16 protein-coding genes are annotated in these 23,802 nt (G+C 45.6%); 7 read left to right on the forward strand and 9 right to left on the reverse strand.

All coding sequences use genetic code 11. The annotated features are described in order from the left end of the window. Positions 1-27 precede the first annotated feature (27 nt). From R7P72_RS12895 to dhaR, 4 genes are all read left to right on the forward strand, one after another. Positions 28-1,980 (forward strand): PTS mannitol transporter subunit IICBA, encoded by a 1,953-nt coding sequence (locus tag R7P72_RS12895; RefSeq protein ID WP_005379710.1) that lies wholly within the window; start codon positions 28-30, stop codon positions 1,978-1,980. 111 nt (positions 1,981-2,091) lie between these two features. Then, positions 2,092-3,240 (forward strand): mannitol-1-phosphate 5-dehydrogenase, encoded by a 1,149-nt coding sequence (locus tag R7P72_RS12900; protein ID WP_005379709.1) that lies wholly within the window; start codon positions 2,092-2,094, stop codon positions 3,238-3,240. A gap of 86 nt (positions 3,241-3,326) precedes the next feature. Then, on the forward strand, positions 3,327-3,857 hold the full coding sequence (locus R7P72_RS12905; protein ID WP_005379708.1) for an MltR family transcriptional regulator: 531 nt from the start codon (positions 3,327-3,329) through the stop codon (positions 3,855-3,857). 145 nt (positions 3,858-4,002) lie between these two features. Beyond that, positions 4,003-5,928: a dihydroxyacetone kinase operon transcriptional regulator DhaR gene (gene dhaR, locus R7P72_RS12910; protein WP_318110574.1), complete on the forward strand. Its 1,926-nt coding sequence runs from the start codon at positions 4,003-4,005 to the stop codon at positions 5,926-5,928. Positions 5,929-6,008: 80 nt separating this feature from the next. On the opposite strand, the gene ptsP is transcribed toward dhaR, so the two are convergent. The 3 genes from ptsP to dhaK are packed head-to-tail and all read right to left on the reverse strand — an operon-like array spanning position 6,009 to position 10,119. Further along, on the reverse strand, positions 6,009-8,408 hold the full coding sequence (gene ptsP / locus R7P72_RS12915; protein WP_285437727.1) for a phosphoenolpyruvate--protein phosphotransferase: 2,400 nt from the start codon (positions 8,406-8,408) through the stop codon (positions 6,009-6,011). A gap of 1 nt (position 8,409) precedes the next feature. Beyond that, positions 8,410-9,045 (reverse strand): dihydroxyacetone kinase subunit DhaL, encoded by a 636-nt coding sequence (dhaL, locus tag R7P72_RS12920; RefSeq protein ID WP_005379705.1) that lies wholly within the window; start codon positions 9,043-9,045, stop codon positions 8,410-8,412. A 15-nt stretch (positions 9,046-9,060) separates the two neighbouring features. After that, positions 9,061-10,119, reverse strand: a complete 1,059-nt coding sequence (dhaK, locus tag R7P72_RS12925) for a dihydroxyacetone kinase subunit DhaK (protein ID WP_005379704.1) — start codon at positions 10,117-10,119, stop codon at positions 9,061-9,063. Between the two features lie 352 nt (positions 10,120-10,471). Between dhaK and R7P72_RS12930 the strand changes: the two genes are divergently transcribed. Then, positions 10,472-11,554 (forward strand): glycerol dehydrogenase, encoded by a 1,083-nt coding sequence (locus R7P72_RS12930; protein WP_005379703.1) that lies wholly within the window; start codon positions 10,472-10,474, stop codon positions 11,552-11,554. An 82-nt stretch (positions 11,555-11,636) separates the two neighbouring features. Here R7P72_RS12930 and glmS read toward each other — a convergent pair whose 3' ends face one another. Both glmS and R7P72_RS12940 read right to left on the reverse strand, forming a co-directional pair. Then, complete coding sequence (gene glmS / locus R7P72_RS12935; protein WP_318110578.1) at positions 11,637-13,469, reverse strand: glutamine--fructose-6-phosphate transaminase (isomerizing); 1,833 nt, start codon at positions 13,467-13,469, stop codon at positions 11,637-11,639. A 110-nt stretch (positions 13,470-13,579) separates the two neighbouring features. Then, positions 13,580-14,341 carry a DeoR/GlpR family DNA-binding transcription regulator gene (locus tag R7P72_RS12940; RefSeq protein ID WP_005379701.1) on the reverse strand — a complete coding sequence of 254 codons (762 nt, stop codon included), beginning with the start codon at positions 14,339-14,341 and terminating at the stop codon, positions 13,580-13,582. Positions 14,342-14,774: 433 nt separating this feature from the next. Between R7P72_RS12940 and pykF the strand changes: the two genes are divergently transcribed. Both pykF and R7P72_RS12950 read left to right on the forward strand, forming a co-directional pair. Then, positions 14,775-16,187: a pyruvate kinase PykF gene (gene pykF / locus R7P72_RS12945; protein WP_005379700.1), complete on the forward strand. Its 1,413-nt coding sequence runs from the start codon at positions 14,775-14,777 to the stop codon at positions 16,185-16,187. A gap of 157 nt (positions 16,188-16,344) precedes the next feature. Continuing rightward, positions 16,345-17,031, forward strand: coding sequence for a GntR family transcriptional regulator (locus R7P72_RS12950; RefSeq protein ID WP_082245239.1), 687 nt, complete (start codon positions 16,345-16,347; stop codon positions 17,029-17,031). 54 nt (positions 17,032-17,085) lie between these two features. Here the strand turns inward: R7P72_RS12950 and R7P72_RS12955 are convergent, their stop codons facing one another. The 4 genes from R7P72_RS12955 to R7P72_RS12970 form a co-directional block, all read right to left on the reverse strand. Beyond that, positions 17,086-18,966: a GGDEF domain-containing protein gene (locus tag R7P72_RS12955; RefSeq protein ID WP_005379698.1), complete on the reverse strand. Its 1,881-nt coding sequence runs from the start codon at positions 18,964-18,966 to the stop codon at positions 17,086-17,088. Positions 18,967-19,076: 110 nt separating this feature from the next. Beyond that, positions 19,077-19,571, reverse strand: coding sequence for an acetolactate synthase small subunit (ilvN, locus tag R7P72_RS12960; protein ID WP_005379697.1), 495 nt, complete (start codon positions 19,569-19,571; stop codon positions 19,077-19,079). Between the two features lies 1 nt (position 19,572). Further along, entirely contained in the window at positions 19,573-21,297 is a 1,725-nt protein-coding gene (locus R7P72_RS12965) for an acetolactate synthase 3 large subunit (protein ID WP_005379695.1), read from the reverse strand. 449 nt (positions 21,298-21,746) lie between these two features. Continuing rightward, entirely contained in the window at positions 21,747-23,555 is a 1,809-nt protein-coding gene (locus R7P72_RS12970; protein WP_005379694.1) for an AMP-dependent synthetase/ligase, read from the reverse strand. Positions 23,556-23,802 lie beyond the last annotated feature (247 nt).

A 23,802-nucleotide genomic window follows, 5' to 3' on the forward strand; every position in this document is an offset into this window, starting at 1 on the left:
CATCAGAACATCGAACGGGGAATTGTTATGATATCACCAGATGCCAAGATCAAGATACAAAATTTTGGTCGTTTTCTGTCAAACATGGTAATGCCAAACATCGGCGCGTTTATCGCGTGGGGCTTTATCACTGCTCTATTTATCCCAACTGGATGGCTACCAAACGAAACGTTAGCCTCTATGGTTGGCCCAATGATTACCTACTTGCTGCCACTACTTATCGGTTACACCGGTGGTAAATTAGTTGGTGGCGATCGTGGTGCGGTAGTCGGTGCAATCACAACAATGGGTGTGATTGTCGGCACAGACATCCCAATGTTTATGGGTGCAATGATGGTCGGCCCAATGGGCGGCTGGGCTATCAAGAAATTCGATAACTACATCGATGGTAAAGTAAAAAGTGGCTTCGAGATGTTGGTTAACAACTTCTCTGCGGGCATCATCGGCATGCTGTGTGCGATCCTTGCTTTCATCTTTATCGGTCCATTCGTAAAAATTCTTTCTGGTGGCTTGGCGGCTGGCGTTAACTTCCTAGTTTCTGCTCACCTACTACCACTGACTTCAATCTTCGTTGAACCTGCGAAGATCCTTTTCCTAAACAATGCGATCAACCACGGTATTTTCTCTCCACTGGGTATCCAGCAAGCGTCTGAAACAGGTCAGTCGATCTTCTTCCTAATCGAAGCAAACCCAGGTCCTGGTCTAGGTATCCTGCTAGCTTACATGGTGTTTGGTAAAGGTACGGCTCGTCAAACGGCAGGTGGTGCATCAATCATCCACTTCTTCGGCGGTATCCACGAGATTTACTTCCCATACATCCTAATGAACCCTCGCCTAATCCTTGCGGCTATCGCAGGTGGTATGACTGGCGTATTCGTTCTAACTATCTTTAACGCAGGTATTGTTTCTCCAGCATCACCAGGTTCAATCTTTGCAATCTTGTTGATGACTCAGAAAGGCTCCATCGTTGGTGTACTAGCGTCTATCGCAGCAGCAACAGGCGTGTCATTCGCGGTAGCAGCACTGCTAATGAAGACGCAAACGTCAACAGAAGAAGACGGTGATGAAGCAGCACTAGAAAAAGCAACATCACAAATGAAAGACATGAAATCTGCATCTAAAAACGATGCGGTGGTAAACAGCCAAAGCAAAGGTGACGTAGACCTAGCGACAGTACAAAGCATCATTGTCGCTTGTGATGCGGGCATGGGCTCGAGTGCAATGGGCGCGAGCATGCTACGCAAAAAGGTTCAAGACGCAGGTCTGAACATCCACGTAACCAACCTTGCCATTAACAGCTTACCAGAGAGTGCAGATATCGTGATTACTCATAAAGACTTAACGGATCGTGCACGTAAGCATGCTCCAAACGCACACCACATTTCATTGACTAACTTCCTAGATAGCGAGATGTACAACCAGCTAGTCACCAAACTACTAGCAGCACAAAACCAATCCGCAGCCAATGACGACCAAATGGTAAAAGTGTCGCTCGTGGCAGCAAACGACGACAACTTCGAGCCACAGCAAACGTCGGTGTTCCAAATCCAGCGTGAAAACATTCACCTAGGTTTGAAAGCTGCCAACAAAGAAGAAGCGATTCGCTTCGCGGGCAACAAGTTGGTCGAACTTGGCTACGCAGAACCAGAATACGTAGACGCGATGTTTGAGCGTGAAGCATTGGTTCCAACTTACCTAGGCGAATCTATCGCAGTGCCTCACGGCACGGTAGAAGCGAAAGACCGCGTGAAGAAAACCGGCATTGTAATCTGCCAATACCCATCGGGTATCCAATTTACTGAAGACGACGATGATGTAGCGAAACTGGTTATCGGCATTGCCGCTAAGAACGATGAGCACATCCAGGTGATCACCACCATTACGAACGCGCTCGATGAGCCGGAGGCAATTGAGAAGCTAACCAGCACCAACGATGTGGAAGAGATTCTAAACATCCTTGGCGGTCAACAAGCGGCTTAATTACCCCTTTAATTTGCTCCTGAGGCAAATGAGGTCAGCTGTCACCCCCTATGCGGTTGGCCTCCCCCTAGTTTCGTAAGTCAACATTTTAGACATTGGTAGGTAAGAATTATGAAAAACGCAGTTCATTTTGGCGCAGGTAACATTGGTCGTGGCTTCATCGGTAAACTATTAGCAGACGCAGAAGTCGAGGTCACATTTGCAGATGTAGACGCACCACTCGTCGATCAACTGAGTCACAAGCAAGAATACAAAGTAAAAGTGGTCGGTACTGAGTGCCAAATCGACACAGTAACTCACGTCACCGCGGTAAACTCAGCCAGTGAAGATGTCATCGACCGCATTGTAAAAACCGACTTGGTAACAACAGCGGTTGGCCCTAACGTACTGGACATCATTGCAAAAACCATCGCTACCGGCATTGCTAAACGCTTTGCAGCAGGTAACGATAAACCATTGAACATCATCGCGTGCGAAAACATGGTTCGTGGCACGACTCACCTAAAAGGTGAAGTGTACAAACATTTGGATGAATCATTACACGCGAAAGCAGACGAGCTAGTTGGCTTCGTCGACTCCGCAGTGGACCGCATCGTACCACCAGCAGAAGCGGCGAACGATGACCCACTAGAAGTCACTGTAGAGAGTTTTAGCGAATGGATTGTGGATGAGCAGCAATTCAAGGGCGAAATCCCTGACATAGCTGGCATGGAAAGAACCAACAACCTAATGGCATTCGTAGAACGCAAGCTATTCACTCTCAATACAGGCCACTGCATTACCGCTTACCTAGGTTGCTTGAAAGGCCATCGTACCATTCGTGAAGCAATTGAAGACCCAAGCATTCACGCTGAAGTAAAACAGGCGATGCAAGAAAGTGGTGAAGTGCTGATCAAACGTTACGGCTTCGACCGTGACATGCACAACGCCTACATCGAGAAGATTTTAGGACGCTTTGCCAACCCATACTTAGTGGATGAGGTGGATCGCGTAGGTCGTCAACCAATTCGAAAATTGGGTGCAAACGATAGATTAGTGAAGCCTTTACTCGGTACAATTGAGTATGGCACTGAAAATCAAACACTTTTGAAAGGCATTGCCGCTGCGTTGAAGTACACTAACGACACTGACCCACAAGCCGTAGAGCTACAAAACTCATTAAAAGAAGTGGGTGTGAAGAAGACGCTAGCGACATACACAGGTCTTGCAGAAGACAGCGATGAAGTGGCTCAAATCGAGACACTTTACAACCAACTTTGATTTACCTAGGGGAGCTCGGCTCCCCTTCTATGTCCTTCTCTGCTTGAAGAGTTGGGATAGCTAATAATTAGAAATGTATTCAGTATATGGCAGATAACATCAACGAAACCGAGATCATTGAGCGATTAAACAGCGCACCATCGGTACGAGGCTTTTTCATTGCAGCAGTCGACGTTTTTAACGATTCGATCGACGGGTTGGTGCAAAGAATCTTTCGTAAAGATAACTTCGCTGTTCAATCGGTTGTCGGTCCGCTGCTACAAGACTCTGGACCGCTGGGCGATCTGTCTGTTCGTTTGAAGTTATTGTTTGGCTTGGGAGTGCTCCCCGATGACATCTACCACGACATCGAAGACATCATCAAACTCAAAAACCAACTCAATAGTGACGCTTCAGATTACGAATTCACTGACCCGAATATTCTAGAACCAATTAAGAAACTGCACTTGGTGAAGAAAATGGGCATGGTACAACTGGAAGTCAGCGAACCAGATGACGACATCGACCTTGAGTTTTATCAGCTACAACTGCAACGTCAACAACAAATCATTAAGTCAGGGCTCTCACTTGCCATTGTCGAGATTTGCAATGAGCTCGGCAAAGACAGCCCTTTTTAATCGAAAAACTGGCACGGAAGCCTCCTCAACTCGCCCCTCTTTTTGCACATTCTTCTATACAACGTGCGTGAAAGCCATCACAGTCCATATTCCGATGTCTCTGTAACATCAGACCAATCTATCGCTAGTATTGAAACGGGATCGCATGCTTTCAATCGAAGACACTAAAACTAAGTGGGAGTTTTTCCAGAAACACCACTGGGTATCTCCAGAATTTTCCCGCACTCCCGTCCTCGAGTCGTGGGAGCGTTGCATAAAGCAATGCAGCCCTTATACCTGGTCAAAACCACATATTGCCTCTGGTTTTACCTTCTCATCTCTAATGAAGCGCAACGAACATCTCATCGAATGCGCCACGACCGTACTTGAAGATACGTACGATATGCTTGGTGACGAAGACCTGGTATTGATGGTAACCGATGGCAACGGCTGTATTCTCTCCACCGTCGGGCACGACTCTATGCGACAAGAGATGCAAACGCTCGGCATAAAACAAGGCTGTTTTCTCTCCGAAGGAAAGATAGGCACAAATGCAGTCAATCTCTGTATCAACACTCATATCCCGTGTGAAGTTTTTGCTGCCGAACATTTCAATCGCCACTTGCACTCTTATGCCTCTGTAGCGGCGCCTGTTTTCGACCAATTTGGCAAATTACGCGGTACAACATGCCTTTTCAGAAAAGCGGAAAGCTATAAGAAAGAAGACTTAGTCATCATCGCGTCGAGCGCGAAAGAAGTCAGCTTGCAAATCCACATTCAGTCGGAACAAGAAAACATGAACCGCCTTACTTGTGCGCACAACGCAACGTTAGAATGCATGGATGACGGCCTTCTGGCCTGGGATGAAGAAAGCCGTATAACCATGGTAAATCACCAGTCCGAGCGTTTGTTAAACATTGAAGCCAGTCAGGTCTTGGATAAAGAAGTCTTTGCTGTTTTACGCTTCCCGCCAAATGTCCTCAATAGTATTGAGTCGGGTGCAAGCATCAACCGAAAACTCACAACGGTAGAGGTTCGTGGCGAGTTTGTTGAGGCGATCATCACCTTGCGTCCACTCAATGACGGCACACACTTATTGTTCTTGCACCCTATCGATAAAATTCGCGAACTTGCTCAACAACAAATAGGTGGCAGTGCGCGCTATGCGTTCAGCACTTTGCCCGTCATTTCACGAAAAATGAAGCATGTCATTACCGTGGCAAAACGGGCCATAAAGTCCAAATCACCGATTCTAATTACGGGTGAAGAAGGTGTAGGAAAAGCCACTCTCGCCATGGCGATTCATAACGAAAGCACCTACAAAGAAGGGCCATTCATTACGCTCAACTGTCGCTCCATCAATACAGAGCAACTGGTCAAAGAAACCCTAGGCTATGACGAAGGGCAAGGCATGCCTTCAAAGTTTGAGCTCGCCCATGGCGGTACGCTCTTTTTAGAAAAGGTGGAATATCTGTCGCCCGATTTACAAGCCGTGCTACTTAAGTTGTTAAAAACTGGGCTCGTCAGCCGCAGCGACAGTTTGCGATTGATCCCCGTAGATTTTCAACTTATTACCAGCACCGCTTCAGAGATCAGCGAGTATGTCACTCAGCGCTCATTTGGTCGGCAACTTTATTATGAAATCTCCTCGAACGAGCTGCATATTCCGCCACTACGAAAGCGTAAAGAAGACATTGAATTTCTCGTCCAGCAACTTATCAGCCATTATGAACGCCGCCACAATGTGACGATCTCGATAGAGCCAGTCGCACTGGAAGCGTTGATGAATTTTCGTTGGTCAGGCAACAACTCTGAATTAAGAAATCGAACTGAGCGAATTTTGCTTAACCGCAGTTCCAACTTAATCAAGCTGAACGATATTCCTGAAGACATTAAACTGAATTCTCGCCATACCGCAGAAAATACGCCAGTAATCACGTTAGAAGAAGCCGAGAGAAGAGCGATTGTTCAGGCTTGGAATCAGTGTGATGGCAAAATGCATGATATGGCGAAAGCATTGCAAATTGGCCGCACGACCTTATGGAGAAAAATTAATAAGTTTGGGCTGCAGGAGCAAATGAAGCTGTATTAAGTCGTGAATTGGCGTTCCTATAACAAAAGTAAAACCGGCGTAAGCACGCCGGTACAGGTGTACTAACGATAAGGTATCGATTAAACATCGACAGACAACTGACGAATCTGCGCTTTTAGTCCCGGTAGCATGCTCGAACTGGCGCTGAATTTTCGCAACCCCACGCGAAGCAATGTTTCTGTGGCATTTGGATCGCCAGCCATCTCACCACACATACTAACCGGTATGCCCGCGCAATCGCCTGCTGCACACGTGAGCTCAATGGCTTTTAGTACCGATGGTTCAAAGTAGTTCACCAATTCAGCAACAGCGGCGTTACCTCGATCGGCGGCCATAACATATTGAGTCAAATCATTGGTGCCGATAGAGAAAAAGTCGACTTCTTGGGCTAACGCATCAGCATTTAACACCGCGGCTGGTACCTCAATCATAATACCAACGGGCAAATGAGTCGCATCCAAGCCGAGTTGGTTTGCTTGATGCGCCAACAGCACTTTTACTTTTCTCACTTCTTCAACCTGAGCCACCATCGGTATCATCAATTGAATATTCGGTTGCTCGTGAAAGGCTCTCAGAATGGCTCGAAGTTGAGCGGTAAACAATGACTCATGTTGAAGGCACAACCGCACCCCTCTCAAACCTAAAAATGGATTATCTTCTGCTGGCATAGGATAAGCGGCTAAAGGCTTATCACCGCCAACATCTAGACTACGAATCGTAAGTGGCTTATCACCAAGTGCGGCAGCAATATCACGATACACTTGGTATTGCGCTTCCTCAGTCGGCAACTCATCACTGTTTTGAAATAGAAACTCAGTCCGGAATAGACCAACGCCCTCAGCTCCTGATGTTAGTGCATCATCAATATCTTTCGGTCCACCAATATTGGCGAATACTGGAATATGGACACCATCACAGGTGACTGCGGCTTGCTGAGCACTCGCTAGCGCACTTTGTCGGGTGCTTTGCCACTCAATTTGTTGCGCTTCTAATTCCTGCTGTACGGCATCTGAAGGAGAGAACCATAAATGCCCTCGAAAGCCATCAATAGTCACCACTTGACCAGCACGCACAGCATCAAGGCAGCCCTGAGCTTTAACGATGGCAGGAATCCCCATCGCACGAGCAAGAATCGCACTGTGAGAGGTTTTCCCTCCCTCACTCAAACAGATACCAAGCACTTTCGATTTATCAAGCCCGGCCACATCAGAAGGCATCAGGTCGCGGGCCAACAAAATACTCGGTTCCTGAATGTCGATGGCATTAGGCGTTACGCCTGTCATTTCGACCATAACTTGGCGTGCGATATCATGCACATCTGCTTCGCGTTCCCGCATGTACTGACTTTCTGCCTGGCGAAACTCTTCGGCCAACGTTTGCAGTGATTCTACCCAAGCTTGCTCGGCTATCATGCCCGTTTGAATTCGCGACTCGACCGATGCCCATAATTCTGGGTCACTGAGCATCATGCTATGAGCGGAAAATATTTCCCCTTTCGGCTGCTTCGCTTGCTCCTGCAAATGTTGAAAAACCACGCCTATCGCACGCTTAACCCGTTCAATTTCATCTTGTTCACTTTGGAAATCACGTTCAGGCACAGCTGGCATTTCATGAGTAAAAAGGACAGCAGGAGCAGTAGCGATACCGTCATTGACTCGAATACCAACAACAGCACCTTCAATCTGATTTGAGGCCATGCCATCGAGCAGAGTATCTGAACTTTCTTCAGGTTCGATAATGCCTTGCTCAACCGCCTCTTTTTCTCCGAAGTGCTCACTAGCTAAGGCTTCAAATGCCTTGATTGCTTCACTGGATTGAGGTCCAAGTGCGCATAAGGTGATCGTCTCTTGACTACGAACGCCAAGTTTCGCAATGCTGTTTAAGCTTTTCGCGTTCACACGGCGCTCGCCTTTTTTCAACCATAATTGGCAGTCAAAAGGCGCGAGTGCACCAACAATGGCCGCAGCGGGACGAGCATGTAATCCATGCGGATTTTGCACTACCCAATCAAATGTCCATTCTTGCTCAAAGTTCTCTGATACTGGCGCTATCTCAGCGGATGTTAGTGGCTGATCACCAAGGTGCTCTTGTTTTACGCTTAACGCATTCTGTGCCTCTTCGACTACCGTCGATAAAGGCAGTCCGGCGGCGGCAGCCACCGACGCCGCCATGGTTCCTTCAACAATAGGTGCCGAGATAAGGGTGACATTTTCCCTCACATGATCATCAATCAGATCCAGAGCCATTTCCGTGCTAAGCAACGCGCTGCCAAGATCCATCAACACAACAACCCCTTGTTGATCTTGTACCTGCTCAATCGCTTCCATCACGGCAATGGCATCGGTTCCGATCGGGTTCTCTGGATCATCAATCCCAGCAGCAATCGCAAGCTTGGCTTTGCCTTGCGTCATTTGGGTGGCAAGTTCTGCCACCCCTTCGGCAAGTCGACGACTATGAGATACAACTACAATTCCCACCATCTTAATTACCTGCTATTGCCTGCTGTAGTGCTTTAATCATTAACAAAGAAGAGGTTGCACCGGGATCTTGGTGACCAATACTGCGTTCACCTAAATAGCTTGCTCGCCCTTTTTTCGCCAACATTTCAATCGTGGCAACCGCGTTCGTTTCTGCTAGCTCAACCATTTCATTAAGTAAGTGATCGGCGCTCATGCCATTTTCTAACGACGCCTTCACGCTAACTAAAACGGGTAACCAAACATCACACATGGTTTTATCACCCAGCTCTGCTTTACCACGAGACACCACGCCATCCACACCGCTTTTTAGTGCATCCACTAACTCTTCAAACGTTAATTGCTCTCGAGTTCCGACAGCGGCAGCCGTACGAATAAACAGCGTGCCATACAGCGGGCCACTTGCCCCACCGACACTAGAAAGCAAGGTCATACCCGTATTCTTGAGAATGCTGCCGATATTTTGGTCCGCAAATTGCGGCAGTTTTTCAGCAACTTTTTTAAAGCCACGGTTCATATTGAGACCGTGGTCGGCGTCACCAATATCACGATCAAGGTCGGTCAGAAAATCTTGATTCTCTTGATACGTTTTTGCACATAACTCTAGCCAGTGAACGATATGTTGTTTTTCAATTTGCATGTTTGCTCTCCCCTGTTACCACTTGATCGCGGCCGTATCGACAGGAGCATCAAACAGCTCCAACATCTCTTTGTCTGCCTTTAGCAACGTAATCGAAACGCCTTCCATATCGAGTGACGTACAGAAGTTACCAACCATATTACGCACGATACGGAACCCTGCTTGCTCGCAGTTATGAGCCAGACGACGGTACACTCCGTAAAGCTCTGAAGTTGGCGTACCACCCATACCATTCACCATCACGATGTAGTCGTGTTCAGCGGCGAAAGGCTCAATGCTGGATTCCACTTCATCCCATTCACCTTCGTCACGATTCCAAATACGCAATGTGCGCTGATAAGGTGTGTTTTCAGCAACTTCAGCAAACATTTCATCCACTAACGTATCGACATCGGTGTATTTCACTCGCTTGATACCTGGTTCACCATGGATACCAACACCAAACTCCACTTCATCATCTTCCAGAACAAAAGATGGTTTACCTGCTGCGGGTACAACACAAGCATTAAGCGCCACGCCAAATGAACGACAGTGATTATTAACGCGACGAGCCAGTGCTTCACATTGCTCCAACGAATAACCTTTGCTCGCGGCAGCCCCAACTAACTTTTCAACCAATACCGTTCCAGCAACGCCACGGCGACCAGCGGTGTATAGGCTGTCTTTGACTGCAACATCGTCATCCACCAACACCGACCCAACTTTGATACCATCGGTATGAAGGAGCTCCACGGCCGTTTCAAAGTTCAACACGTCTCCGGTGTAGTTTTTAATGATAAATAGCACGCCTTCACCAGTATTCACTTGGTTGCCACATTCGTACATTTGATCTGGCGTTGGTGAAGTAAACACCTCACCAGGACAGGCGCCTGTCAGCATGCCTTTACCAATAAAACCAGCGTGCAAAGGTTCATGACCACAGCCACCACCAGAAACCAGTGCCACTTGCCCCGGCGTTTCCTCGTGCCACATGTAACGAGGTTCGTAGTTAGCTTTTAGCTCAGGGCGGGACAATGCTAGGCCTTCCATTTGCTGCAATACAACATCATCGACTTGGTTAATTAACTTTTTCATCGTTCTATCTCATTCCATTTATATTTTTATGTAGGGTATGAATTCATCTTAAACAGAGAAAAAACGTGCTCAACAAAAATCAATCTGTTTCATATTGAAACAACGACTTCGGTATTTTCGTTTCAATATGAAACGAAAAACGACAGATTCGCTTGAATAGTGATCGGCGCCATAAAGCATGCTGATGCTTATTACTTCTGAGAGTCAGTTTGACACAGAGGTCATAAAAGCATGGAACAAAAGCAGAGATATCCTTCACCACTTACCACACCAAACCTAATATAAACCTTATCCCTACAATGGATATTCATTGCAGTCCAAAACACACATAAAAAGGTTAAAGGTTTGAATTATGGACAAAATTATTATCAGCCCAAGCAAATACGTCCAAGGTGAACAAGTACTTACATCTATCGCTCACTATGTGAAAACATTAGGTGAACGTCCGTTAGTAATTGCCGATGAGTTCGTGACTAACCTGGTTGGTGATGACGTCAAACAAAGCTTTGCTGACGAAAAGCTTCCACTCACTATGAACATTTTTGGTGGCGAATGTTCGCGCGTTGAGATTGAACGCATCACGGACATTTGTGCCACTCAAAAACACGATGTCATTGTCGGTATTGGTGGTGGTAAAACGTTAGATACAGCAAAGGCTGTTGCGTTTTACACCAAAATTCCTGTCGTGGTGGTTCCTACGATTGCCTCGACTGATGCGCCAACCTCAGCGCTTGCGGTGATATACACCCCTGAAGGTGAATTTGCAGAATATTTGATGATCCCTAAAAACCCAGACATGGTCATCATGGATACGTCAGTCATCGCCAAAGCCCCTGTTCGCTTACTTGTATCGGGGATGGGCGACGCGCTTTCCACCTACTTTGAAGCTCGTGCCAACATGACTTCTGGTAAGGCAACAATGGCTGGTGGGTTAGCGACGCGTTCAGCACAAGCGCTTGCGAAACTTTGCTATGAAACCTTGCTTGAAGATGGTGTAAAAGCAAAAGCTGCGGTAGAAAATGGTGTGAGCACCAAAGCGGTAGAAAACATTATTGAAGCCAATACATACCTGAGCGGTATCGGTTTTGAAAGCAGTGGTCTAGCGGGTGCTCACGCTATTCATAACGGCCTAACTAAGCTTGAAGAGTGTCATCATCTCTATCATGGTGAGAAAGTCGCGTTCGGCACACTAGTTCAGCTGGTATTAGAAAACGCAGCGATGGAAGAGATTAATACGGTTCTTGCATTCTGCCGCTCTGTAGGTCTACCAACCAACTTATTTGATATGGGCGTTAAAGAGCTTAACCACGCTAAGTTGCGCGAGGTCGCCGAAGCCTCAACGGCCGAGGGAGAAACCATCCACAATATGCCATTCCCAGTGACGGCAGAAAATGTCTACTCTGCAATTCTAACCGCTCACCAGTTGGGTCAATAACTCACCCCCTTAAAGTGGGCTTAAATAAAAAAGCGGCACATACTCTCGCATGTGCCGCTTGGATTTTTGCTGTTAAGCGCAATTACTCAACCGTTACCGCTTTCGCCAGGTTACGTGGTTGGTCTACGTCCGTACCTTTGATCAGTGCTACGTAGTAAGACAGCAATTGCATTGGGATGGTGTAGTAGATCGCCGCCGTGATTTCACTAACGTGAGGCATCGTGATGATCTTCATTGTTTCATCGCCTTCGAAGCCTGCGTCTGCATCTGCGAATACATACAGAAGACCGCCACGCGCACGTACTTCCTCAACGTTTGATTTTAGCTTTTCAAGTAGGTCGTTGCTTGGTGCAACCACAACAACAGGCATGTCAGCATCAATCAGCGCAAGAGGACCGTGTTTCAGTTCACCCGCCGCGTACGCTTCTGCGTGGATGTACGAGATCTCTTTCAGTTTTAGAGACGCTTCCATCGCGATTGGGTAGAACTCGCCACGGCCTAGGAACAATGTGTGGTGCTTGTCTGCAAAATCCGTTGCTAGTGCTTCAATTTCTTTCTCGAAAGAAAGTGCCGCGTTGATTTGCTTAGGAAGTGCGTGTAGCGCTTCAACAATCTCTTTTTCTTTCTCTTTGCTGATGCGACCTTGCTCTTTACCCAGTGCTGTTACCAGCATAAGTAGTGCAGAAAGCTGAGTCGTGAACGCTTTGGTTGAAGCCACACCGATTTCAACACCAGCGCGAGTCATGAACGCAAAATCTGATTCACGAACCAGAGAAGAGCCTGCTACGTTACAAATGGTCATCGCCGCCATGTAACCTTTCTCTTTTGCTAGGCGAAGTGCTGCTAACGTATCTGCAGTTTCACCAGACTGAGACAACGTAATAAGAAGGCTGTTTGGACGAGTCACAAACTTGCGGTAACGGAATTCAGACGCAATTTCTACATCACAGCTAACGCCTGCAATGTCTTCAAACCAGTAACGTGCCGTCATACCTGCGTTGTAAGACGTACCACACGCCACGATTTGTACGTGTTCTACTTTGCTTAGAATGTCTGCCGCGTGCACACCGATCGCGTCTGTCACAACAGAATCTGACGTGATACGACCTTCCATTGTGTTGATCAACGCTTTAGGTTGCTCATAGATTTCTTTTTGCATGAAGTGACGGTATTGGCCTTTATCACCTGCATCATGCTCTGCATTAGATTCAACAATTTCACGCTCAACTGGCTCACCCGTTGCATCAAACACAGTGACTTCACGGCGAGTAATTTCTGCTACGTCCCCTTCTTCTAGGTACATGAAACGGCGCGTAACGTTAAGTAATGCAAGTTGGTCAGACGCTAGGAAGTTTTCACCTACACCAAAACCGATCACGATCGGGCTGCCTGAACGTGCTACTACGATGCGAGATGAGTCTTTGCGATCCAACGCTACCGTGCCGTATGCGCCTTCAAGTTGTTTTGCTGTTTTTTGTACCGCTTCTAATAGCGTTTCTGAAGTACGAAGTTCCCACTCAACCATGTGTGCGATAACTTCTGTGTCCGTTTGCGATTCAAACACGTAGCCACGAGATTGAAGCAGCTCACGCAGCTCTTCATGGTTTTCGATGATGCCGTTATGGACCACTGCGATATCACCAGACATGTGTGGGTGAGCATTGATTTCAGAAGGTTCACCGTGTGTCGCCCAACGAGTGTGCGCAATACCAGTTCCGCCGATCACTTTTGCTTCTTCTACTGCATCAGCCAATTCTTGTACTTTACCCAAGCGACGAACGCGCGTTAGGTTTGATTCGCCATCAACAACCGCAACGCCAGCAGAGTCGTAACCGCGGTACTCTAAGCGGCGTAGACCTTCAACCAAAATTTCTGCAACATCTCGTTGTGCTACTGCACCTACGATTCCACACATGTGTTTATCTCCGTTTGTAGTTTTGTCCTTCCCTAGCCATGATTTCAAATAGAGGCAGCAAGCAAAGGCCTTTATCCAGAGGGAAGTGAAATATGAAACTGATTACATTATTAGGCGCAAATGACTTTCACGCCATGTTGTTCAATCTGTACTTTATGCTCTGCTTGGATATCTGCATCGGTCACCAACACATCAACTTGATGCCAAGCGAGCTCTAAGTTTGGGATCTTACGGCCGATTTTTTCGGACTCGATCATTACGATCACTTCACGTGACGCTTCTGCCATTACCTTACTTAAGCCAACCAATTCATTAAATGTCGTGGTTCCACGCTCGAGATCGATGCCATCCGCACCGATGAATAGTTGGTCAAAGTCGTAAGCTCGTAATACAGATTCGGCTACTTTGCCTTGAAAGGACTCTGAGTGCGTATCCCAAGTACCGCCAGTCATCAGCAGTGTCGGTTCGCTCTCTAATTCATTTAGGGCGTTAGCAACATGCAACGAGTTGGTCATGACCACTAAGCCACGTTTGTCATTCAACTGTTGAATCAGCGCGGCAGTCGTGCTGCCACTGTCGATCACGATGCGATTATGATCGCGAATCAATGATGCTGCTGCTTTTGCTAAGCTTAACTTTCGAGTCGAAACATTAGCGCCCAATTCTTCGTGAATGACTTCCTTTGGGATAGCAATCGCACCGCCATAGCGGCGTAGAAGTTGGCCGTTTTTCTCTAAAGAAGCTAAATCCTTTCTAATCGTGACCTCTGAGGTTTCGAATTTCTGAGCAAGTTCATCAACGCTGACTTCTCCTAGTTCAGAAACCAAGTTAGAAATGGCGTGTCTTCTTAATTGAGTATTTCGTTTCGACATTTAAGTTTTGACTTTAAGTTTCGATGTGAAACTTATTATAGTCAAACCGAAACTTTCAAGTCCATTTATTTCGATCCAAAAAATTAATATTTCTCGATAAAACCTTGTCCTAAGACAATTCTTAAACAGTGATATTGGATTCATTCAATGGTAGAATTCGCCACCGAAAAGAAAAAAAATTACAGAATTGAAGGCTATTTTTTTGCAACTTTCTGCATATAAAGTGGGATTAGTCACAAAAAGGTAACCAAAATCGCCGATCTTTTAGTCATAAAATGACTAAACTTGGTGAAAGACTTTCAGAATCTGAAGTTCTAATAATGAGACGAAAAATCGGTGGATGACAGGTACTAAATGTCATCAAAAACGTCCTGACTTCAGAGTAAATAACCGACTTTCAAATTGTAACTATACTTACCGGAGAGTATCTTCCATGAAAAAGACCAAAATCGTATGTACGATTGGCCCTAAAACAGAATCTGTAGAGAAGCTAACTGAACTAGTTAACGCAGGCATGAACGTAATGCGCCTTAACTTCTCTCACGGTGACTACGAAGAACACGGCACTCGTATCGCGAACTTCCGTAAAGTAATGGAAGCTACTGGCAAACCACTAGCAATTCTTCTAGATACTAAAGGTCCAGAAATCCGCACTATCAAGCTAGAAGGCGGTAACGATGTTGATCTAGTAGCAGGTCAAGAATTCACTTTCACAACTGACACTTCAGTTGTAGGTAACAAAGATAAAGTTGCAGTAACTTACGCTGGTTTCGCAGCCGACCTAAACGTAGGTAACACTATCCTAGTAGACGACGGTCTAATCGAGATGGAAGTTATCTCTAAGACTGAAACTGAAGTTAAATGTAAAGTTCTTAACAACGGTGCACTAGGCGAAAACAAAGGTGTTAACCTTCCTGGCGTTTCTGTAAACCTACCTGCACTATCTGAAAAAGATAAGAACGACCTTAAGTTTGGTTGTGAGCAAGGCGTTGACTTCGTAGCAGCTTCTTTCATCCGTAAAGCGTCTGACGTTCAAGAAATCCGTGAAGTACTTGCTGCAAACGGCGGCGAGAACATCCACATCATCTCTAAGATCGAAAACCAAGAAGGTGTTGATAACTTCGACGAGATCCTAGATCTTTCTGACGGCATCATGGTTGCACGTGGTGACCTAGGTGTTGAAATCCCAGCTGAAGAAGTAATCTTCGCTCAGAAAATGATGATCGAGAAGTGTAACCGTGCACGTAAGATGGTTATCACAGCAACTCAAATGCTTGATTCTATGATCAACAACCCACGTCCTACTCGTGCGGAAGCAGGCGACGTTGCTAACGCGGTAATGGACGGTACTGACGCAGTAATGCTTTCTGGTGAAACGGCGAAAGGTAAATACCCTGTTGAAGCGGTAACTATCATGGCTCAAATCGCGAACCGTACTGACTCAGCGCTAAAAGCTGAACTAGGTTCTCGTCTAGACAGCCCACGCCTACGCATCACTGAAGCAGTATGTAAAGGTGCAGTAGACACAGCTGAGAAACTAGCTGCTCCACTTATCGTTGTTGCAACTGAAGGCGGTAAGTCTGCACGTTCAGTACGTAAGTACTTCCCAACTGCAAACATTCTAGCGCTAACAACTAACAAGAAAACTGCTGCACAGCTAGTTCTAACTAAAGGTGTTACTCCTGTAGTTGTTGATTCAATCGAAAGCACTGACGCATTCTACGTAGCGGGTAAAGAACTTGCTCTAGAATCAGGTCTAGGTAACAAAGGCGATATCGTTGTTATGGTTTCTGGCGCTCTAGTTGCTTCAGGTACTACGAACACAGCTTCTGTACACGTGCTATAAGACTGAACTTTTAACACTTCAGTTTCTTGAGAAGGAGGGCTTATGCCCTCCTTTTTTATATGGCTTTCTTGCTCTCATAATAGGCTAATTGTATTATTTACCTCTATCAGAATTTCGTACTGTTTAATTTTATCGTCACGATTAAAGTTTCTATGAGGTGTATGTGTCTAGTCCCACTCTTACCGACAAAGTATTAAGAATGATCCGTCAGGATATTCTCGATGGCGAGCTTAAACCAGGTCAAAAACTCGTGGTTGCCGAACTCAAAGAGAAGTACAACGTAGGAGCGTCACCCATTCGAGAAGCATTGGTGCAATTATCTTGGAGCAAGTACGTCAAACTCGAGCCGCAAAAAGGCTGCTGGGTTGCACCTGTATGTAAAGATGAGTTACATGACTTGTACGAAAGCCTGCAAACGGTCTCCGCATGCTTACTCAGTAAGGCAATTATGATTGGCGATGAAAAATGGGAACTGGATGTACTAACTGCTTATCACAAGTTATCCCGAGTAAAACCTGGCGAAAGCTTTTGTTGGAGGGAATGGGAAGAGCGCCAAAATCAGTTTCTTACTGCGCTGTTTGAAGGTGCTGGCTCTGTCAATATGTTTGGGTTTTTCTGCGATCTACTCACGCAAATTAAACGCTACCAATACTTCGCGATGCAGATTTTAGGCACAGGGAACCCTGGGCACTGTAATCTCGATGAGCAAGAAATACTGATGAAGGCATCGCTAGACAAAAAGAGTCAGGATGCTTTAGGTTATCTAGAGCGTTATTTGAGACAGTCAATACAGTGTATCGAAGCCGCCATCGGCAACCAATGTCGCATACTGGCTAGCGAATAACGCTGAGACTAAAAAGCGGGGGTCTATCCCCGTTTTTTCGTTTTTGTAAAAGCACTAAGCAATATCATCATAACTATGACATAGCGATACGCAGTTACGCCCTGCACTTTTTGACTCATACAAAGCAATATCAGCACATTTATACGTTCTTGTACGATCAGAGGTTAAATCACTATACCCAGCACTGACAGTAATGCCTCTATCACTACGCATTTGAACCGCGACACGTAGCCTGTTCAATACAATTTCAGCCTCTTCTAGTGTTGTATGCGGCATAATCACTGCAAATTCCTCACCACCGACACGAGATACAAAGTCTGTGCTGCGGACTTCTTCTAGGAGGGTTTCTGCGACACTACAAATCACCTTGTCTCCTTCGTCGTGGCCAAGCTCGTCATTAATACGTTTAAAGTGGTCAATATCAAACAACGCCAAACAAGCAGGAGGGCTATCAGGATAGCGTTCAATAATCCCCGCATATTGCGCCAATTGCTCTTCAAATTTTCGGCGGTTCCACAACCCCGTCAAGCCATCTTTTTCGCTTAGGTTTCGTAATTTTTCTTCTAACTCTTTTTGCCCAGAGATATCCACCAGCGACGTAATGTAATAACTCACTTTACCTGATTTGGTTAAATTCGCCTGAATACGCATTATTGCAGTAAAGACTTGATTAAACTTAGTTCGACAACGAATCTCCCCTTCCCATACGTGTTCACTCTTCAGTGTTTTCCAGATACTCAGGTTTGCTTCGAGATCTTCAGGTAAGAGAATTAAATGATGTGCACTCCAACCTTGGGCATGCTTGGTTGAGTAACCCATCATGTTTTCAAACTCTTGATTAACCATGATGATTCTATGTGAAGCATCCGAGATCATCACCGCAGTCATACCATCAAGAGCAGCTCGAGCCAACTTCGATTCCATACTATGACGCCGATAATGCAGAGCAAGGGCTGCCGTCGGCAAAGTGAAGCCGAGCACCAAACTTAAAACAAAAAACGCTTCTTGGATTAAGTCATCAATATCCCTCTGAGCTCGGGATAATAACTGCTCATTGGTAAGATCAATAACCAGATGAAGAGGTTCGCTAGAAACAAACTGGATGGTGCGATACGCGACCAAATTCGAACCATTGTAAGCATAGCCCGAATCTTTTGAATTTAAACTACGCCAAATGTTTGGGTACATCCGGCCAAAATTAAATTGAGAGCGAGCGGGAATTATATGGCCATACAAACGAGCTGATTTAGGGCTATCAATGTAAAATCCGTCACTTTTAATCAGCTCAATATGGAAATCAAGCACTGACGAATAGTTGAGTCGAGAAGATAAATAGTCAATATCAACATTAAGGACGAGATACCCTTCGCGCTTTCCGTTAAGCGAAATAGGCATCAAAATGCGCAGTGACGGGCTATAGGGATAGACTAACTCGCCATACTCTCGTTCTAAACCTATCCCCCACGAAGCGATTTCGCCATCGTCTAAGTTCTTAGCGAATTGAAAGTAATCTCGCTCTGACTTATTTTGCAATTTGATCGCGGGCAACGCAGCGCCTGTTTCAATCTCATAATTAATCCTCACTTTTTCTCGACCAGAAACATCAAGAAAGCGAATTTGCTTATACAACTTTTGATTGATTGCGACCGAGATCCACATGTCTTCTAAGATGGAACGGTTCACCCGGTTAGGTTGGCGCAGATATTCATACAGACTTTGGCTGTGACCAAGTAGGTCACTGATCGTTTCGATTTGATCCTGAATATTGCTGTATTCACGGCCAGTATAGGCCAATTGATGTAACGCTTCTTGAGCGGTGTTCTCAACATTGTTTTCTAACAACGTCAGATATTTCTGATAGTAGTAAGCGGCAGTGAGTGCACTAAAAAATAGTGCTGTCGCCAATAAGGTGCCGACTCGCTTAGGTACTTTCACACGTCTAATGCCTATCATGCTTACTAAAACGACAATTATATCATTAATTGTTATTTTCTAAACAAAAAAGCCACTTAGATTAAGTGGCTTTTCTATATGCAATCAGAGAGTTAAGGTTTGAGGGCTCGCTCTCCTCGCGCAATGCCAACGACACCACTACGAGCAACTTCGACAACTTCGGTCACTTCGGATATCGCTTGAATGAAGGCATCTAGCTTTTCACTCGTACCCGCAAGTTGTACGGTGTATTGGGAAGCCGTGACATCCACGATCTGGCCACGAAAGATGTCTGCCGTCCGCTTCACTTCTGCTCGCGCAAAACCACTGGCTTTCACTTTCACCATCATCAGTTCACGCTCAATGTGCTCATACTCGGTGACTTCTTGCACTTTCAGCACATCGATCAATTTGTGTAACTGCTTCTGAATTTGTTCCAACTGCATCTCATCAGATGTCGTGGTAATGTTCATTCGCGACAGGGTTTCATCATCAGTCGGTGACACCGTCAAAGATTCAATGTTGTAACCACGTTGAGAGAACAAACCAACAACACGAGACAACGCACCTGGTTGGTTTTCCAATAGCAATGAAATAATGTGTCTCATATTAAGTTCTCTCCGTTTTGCTTAGCCACATTTTATCCATACCCTCACCTTTGATTTGCATCGGGTATACGTGTTCGGTTTCGTCTACGTTGATGTCCACAAACACCAGACGATCTTTCATATCCAACGCTTTTTGTAGCCCTTCTTCGAGCTGATCAGGCGTTTCGATACGAATACCGACGTGACCATAAGCTTCTGCAATCGCTGCAAAGTCAGGAACAGAACTCATGTAAGAATTAGAGTGACGACCTTGATAAATAATGTCTTGCCACTGTTTTACCATGCCTAAGAATCGGTTGTTCAGGTTGATGATCTTCACTGGAATGTCGTATTGCATGGCTGTCGACAATTCTTGAATATTCATCTGAATACTGCCGTCACCAGTCACAACCACGACCTCTTCTTGTGGCATGGCAAACTTCACGCCCATACCAGCCGGAAGACCAAATCCCATGGTGCCAAGACCACCAGAGTTTATCCAACGGCGCGGCTTATTGAATGGGTAGTACAGCGCCGCAAACATCTGATGCTGGCCCACATCAGACGCCACATATGCGTCGCCATTAGTTAGCTTGTGCAGCGTTTCAATTACTTGCTGTGGCTTGATTCGTTCTGGAGACGTTTCATAAGACAAGCAGTTGCGGTCACGCCATACTTGAATGTCATCCCACCATGCAGTGATAGCATCTTGATCATTTCCACTACCTTGCTCTGCAAGCAGCCCGAGCATGGTTGTCAGCACTTTTTCCGCAGAACCTACGATCGGCAAATCCACTTTCACGTTTTTCGAGATCGATGACGGGTCGATATCAATATGCATCACTTTTGCGTTTGGGCAGTACTTTTCAAGGTTGTTGGTTGTACGGTCATCAAAACGCACACCGATACCAAAAATAAGATCGGCTTCATGCATTGCCATATTAGCTTCGTAAGTGCCGTGCATACCCAACATGCCCAGTGAGTTTTTATGTGTACCCGGGAATGCCCCCAAGCCCATCAAAGTACTCACAACGGGTAGGTTCAGTTTGTCGGAAAGCTCTAAAATATGTTCATGGGCGCCAGAAATCACCGCACCACCACCGATATAAAGCACTGGTTTTTTCGCTTCTAATAGCGATTTAAGCGCTTTTTTAATCTGGCCTTTATGGCCCGAAGTTGTCGGCTTGTAAGAGCGCATTGAAAGCGTTTCTGGATATTGATAAGGCAGTTTGATTTGCGGGTTCATTACATCTTTTGGCAAATCAATCACAACTGGACCAGGTCGACCTGTAGTCGCGATATAAAACGCTTTTTTGATTGTTTCAGGAATATCTTCCGCTTTTTTTACTAAAAAGCTGTGTTTGACCACTGGGCGGGAGACACCGACGATGTCACACTCTTGGAAAGCATCATTACCAATTAGGCTATTCGGTACGTTACCCGAGATAACGATCATTGGGATAGAGTCCATATACGCTGTTGCAATACCCGTAATGGTATTGGTCGCGCCCGGCCCCGAGCACACAAGTACGACACCCGGTTTACCGGTAGCTCGAGCGTAACCATCTGCCATATGAGTGGCGGCTTGCTCATGCCTTACAAGTACGTGTTTGATTTGATCGGTTTTGGCATGCAGTGCATCGTAGATATCCAAAACAGAGCCACCTGGGTAGCCAAAGATCTGCTCTACGTGCTCTTCTATCAGAGATTGAACCACCATCTCTGCGCCTGACAACATTGCTGTCATAATTGCTCTCCTTAGCCAGTTTCCTCACCGTAAGGTCAACGGATTGGTCTGGTTTTACATAGTCTAGGTCTTATTCGTAGCCTAATCGAAATACTTCCACGTTTTCGGCTATGTCTTGCGTTCGTCATAACATCCCGCAAGGTTACCCAACAAATGTAACGTTTTATTATCAAAGGGTCTAATGAGAGATTGGTCTACTTTTTAAACAAGATACTAGTAATTAGAATGTTAGTAGGAATAGTAGCCACACATCTCCTATTTCACAGTACAACCTAAAAAATTAACGCTTAAAAAAAGAACATTATTTCATAAGCTTTTAGCTACAGGGTGCGAAATAGCGTTATTTGACGAGCAGAACAGAAAAAATCAATACAAACAAAAATCCCCAGCAATGCGCGATCACATCACTGGGGATTTTTTCATCAATATAAAATCTAAGTCAGCTTAAGTTACTTTTTATCGGACTTTTCCTTATACATTTCTTCAATTTCATCTTGGTATTTGTCATTGATGACTTTACGACGAAGTTTTTGAGTTGGCGTTAACTCACCATCATCCATAGAGAAAGCTCTTGGTAACAATTTAAACTTCTTCACTTGTTCAAACTTTGCCAACTCTTTTTGAAGATCGTTCACACGCTTCTCAAGCATTTCGACCACCTGGTGGTGCTTAATCAACTCAACGCGATCGTGATATTTGATATTCAGCTCTTTCGCGTACTCTTCTAGCGAGTCATAACAAGGCACGATAAGCGCAGAAACAAACTTACGAGTATCCGCAATGACTGCGATTTGCTCGATGAAGTGGTCTTTACCAATCGCACCTTCAATCATTTGTGGAGCGATGTATTTACCACCTGAAGTTTTCATCAACTCTTTGATACGATCGGTGATGAACAAGTTGCCATTTTCATCAATGTAACCAGCGTCGCCCGTTTTTAGGAAACCGTGCTCATCAAAGGTCTTTTCCGTCTCTTCTGGCATTTTGTAATAGCCACGCATCACCATTGGACCACGAACCAGAATCTCGTTGTTTTCGCCGATCTTAACCTGTGCGCCAGGCATCGACATACCAATAGAGTCGGGGTTAAAACATTTATCATCCCAACACGATACTGTCGCCGTGGTTTCAGTCATGCCGTAGCCCAACTTAACGTTGATACCAATCGCATGGAAGAATCGACCGATGGTTTCATCCAGCTTTGCACCACCACAAGGCATAAAGTTGATTTGCCCGCCAAGTAGCGCACGCAGTTTGCTCAGAACCAACTTATCCGCCAAAGCGTATGACTTACGCAGCAAGAGCGATGGCTGACGTTTTTCTTGATGACAAGCGGCCATTTTTGCGCCCATGTTGACTGCCCAAGTAAACATGATCTTACGATGAATCGGCGCGCGAGACACTTTCTCGTGAATCGCAGAGAAGATCTTCTCATAGAAACGCGGTACGGCACACATCACGGTAGGTCGCACCTGGCTCAGTGCATCACGTACTTGCATGGTGTCTTGCAAATAGCAGTTGGTCGCCCCTTTGTACAATACATAAAAGGTCCAAGCGCGCTCAAATACGTGTGACAACGGAAGGAAACATAATGACACGTCACTTTGAGAAAGGCTCAAGCGCTGATCGTGCCCTTCCAATTGCGCCGCAATGTTTGCGTAGTCCAACATAACGCCTTTTGGCTGGCCTGTTGTACCCGAGGTGTAGATCAGCGTGAGTAGATCATCTTCTTTTGCCTGATCTAAACGCGCGTCCAATTCAACTTGATATGTAGCGTCGCCTTTGGCAACAAATGCTTGCCAAGAGATAACGAAATCATGATCGCCAAGTTCTATATCATCAGACATCGCAACAATGAGCTCTAACTGTTCGCACTGGTCGAAAATGCTCACTGCTGCATCAAATTGAGGCTGTTCACCAACAAACAGAACTTTGACGTCTGCATTGTTAATGATGTACGCCGACTGGGCGGCAGTATTGGTTGGGTAAATAGGTACTGTCACGCTGCGTAATTGCAGTGCTGCGATATCAGCGATCGTCCATTGCGGCATGTTGTTCGAGAAAATGCCGATCTTATCTTGGACTCCTAATCCCTGAGCCAAAAGTGCAAGTGATAAAGCATCAACTTGCTGACCAAATTGCGTCCACGTAATACCTTGCCACTCCTCACCCACTTTATGCTTGAGTGCAACGCGTGTACCACCGTTCGCAATTTGTTCACGAATACGTTTAACGATATGAAAATCTAACTTGGCCATTCTTTTACTTACCTTTTGGCTTACAGGCGTAAGCTAATTGAGCGAACAAGTGTACTCACGGCTTGCTAAAACGCAACTGACCAGTATCAAACTTATCACTAATAAGAGACAACTATCACTTATACGTCGCGAACGTACCTCAAATTGCTGAATGATTACTCTATTTAACTTACTGTTTCGATTGTTGATTACGAAAACAAAAAGCCCCGAGAGACAAAAATCGCTCGGGGACCAATGAATTGTAAAA

Origin of the sequence: Vibrio sp. Vb0888, assembly GCF_033338835.1 — a bacterium.
GTDB classification, from domain to species: domain Bacteria; phylum Pseudomonadota; class Gammaproteobacteria; order Enterobacterales; family Vibrionaceae; genus Vibrio; species Vibrio alginolyticus.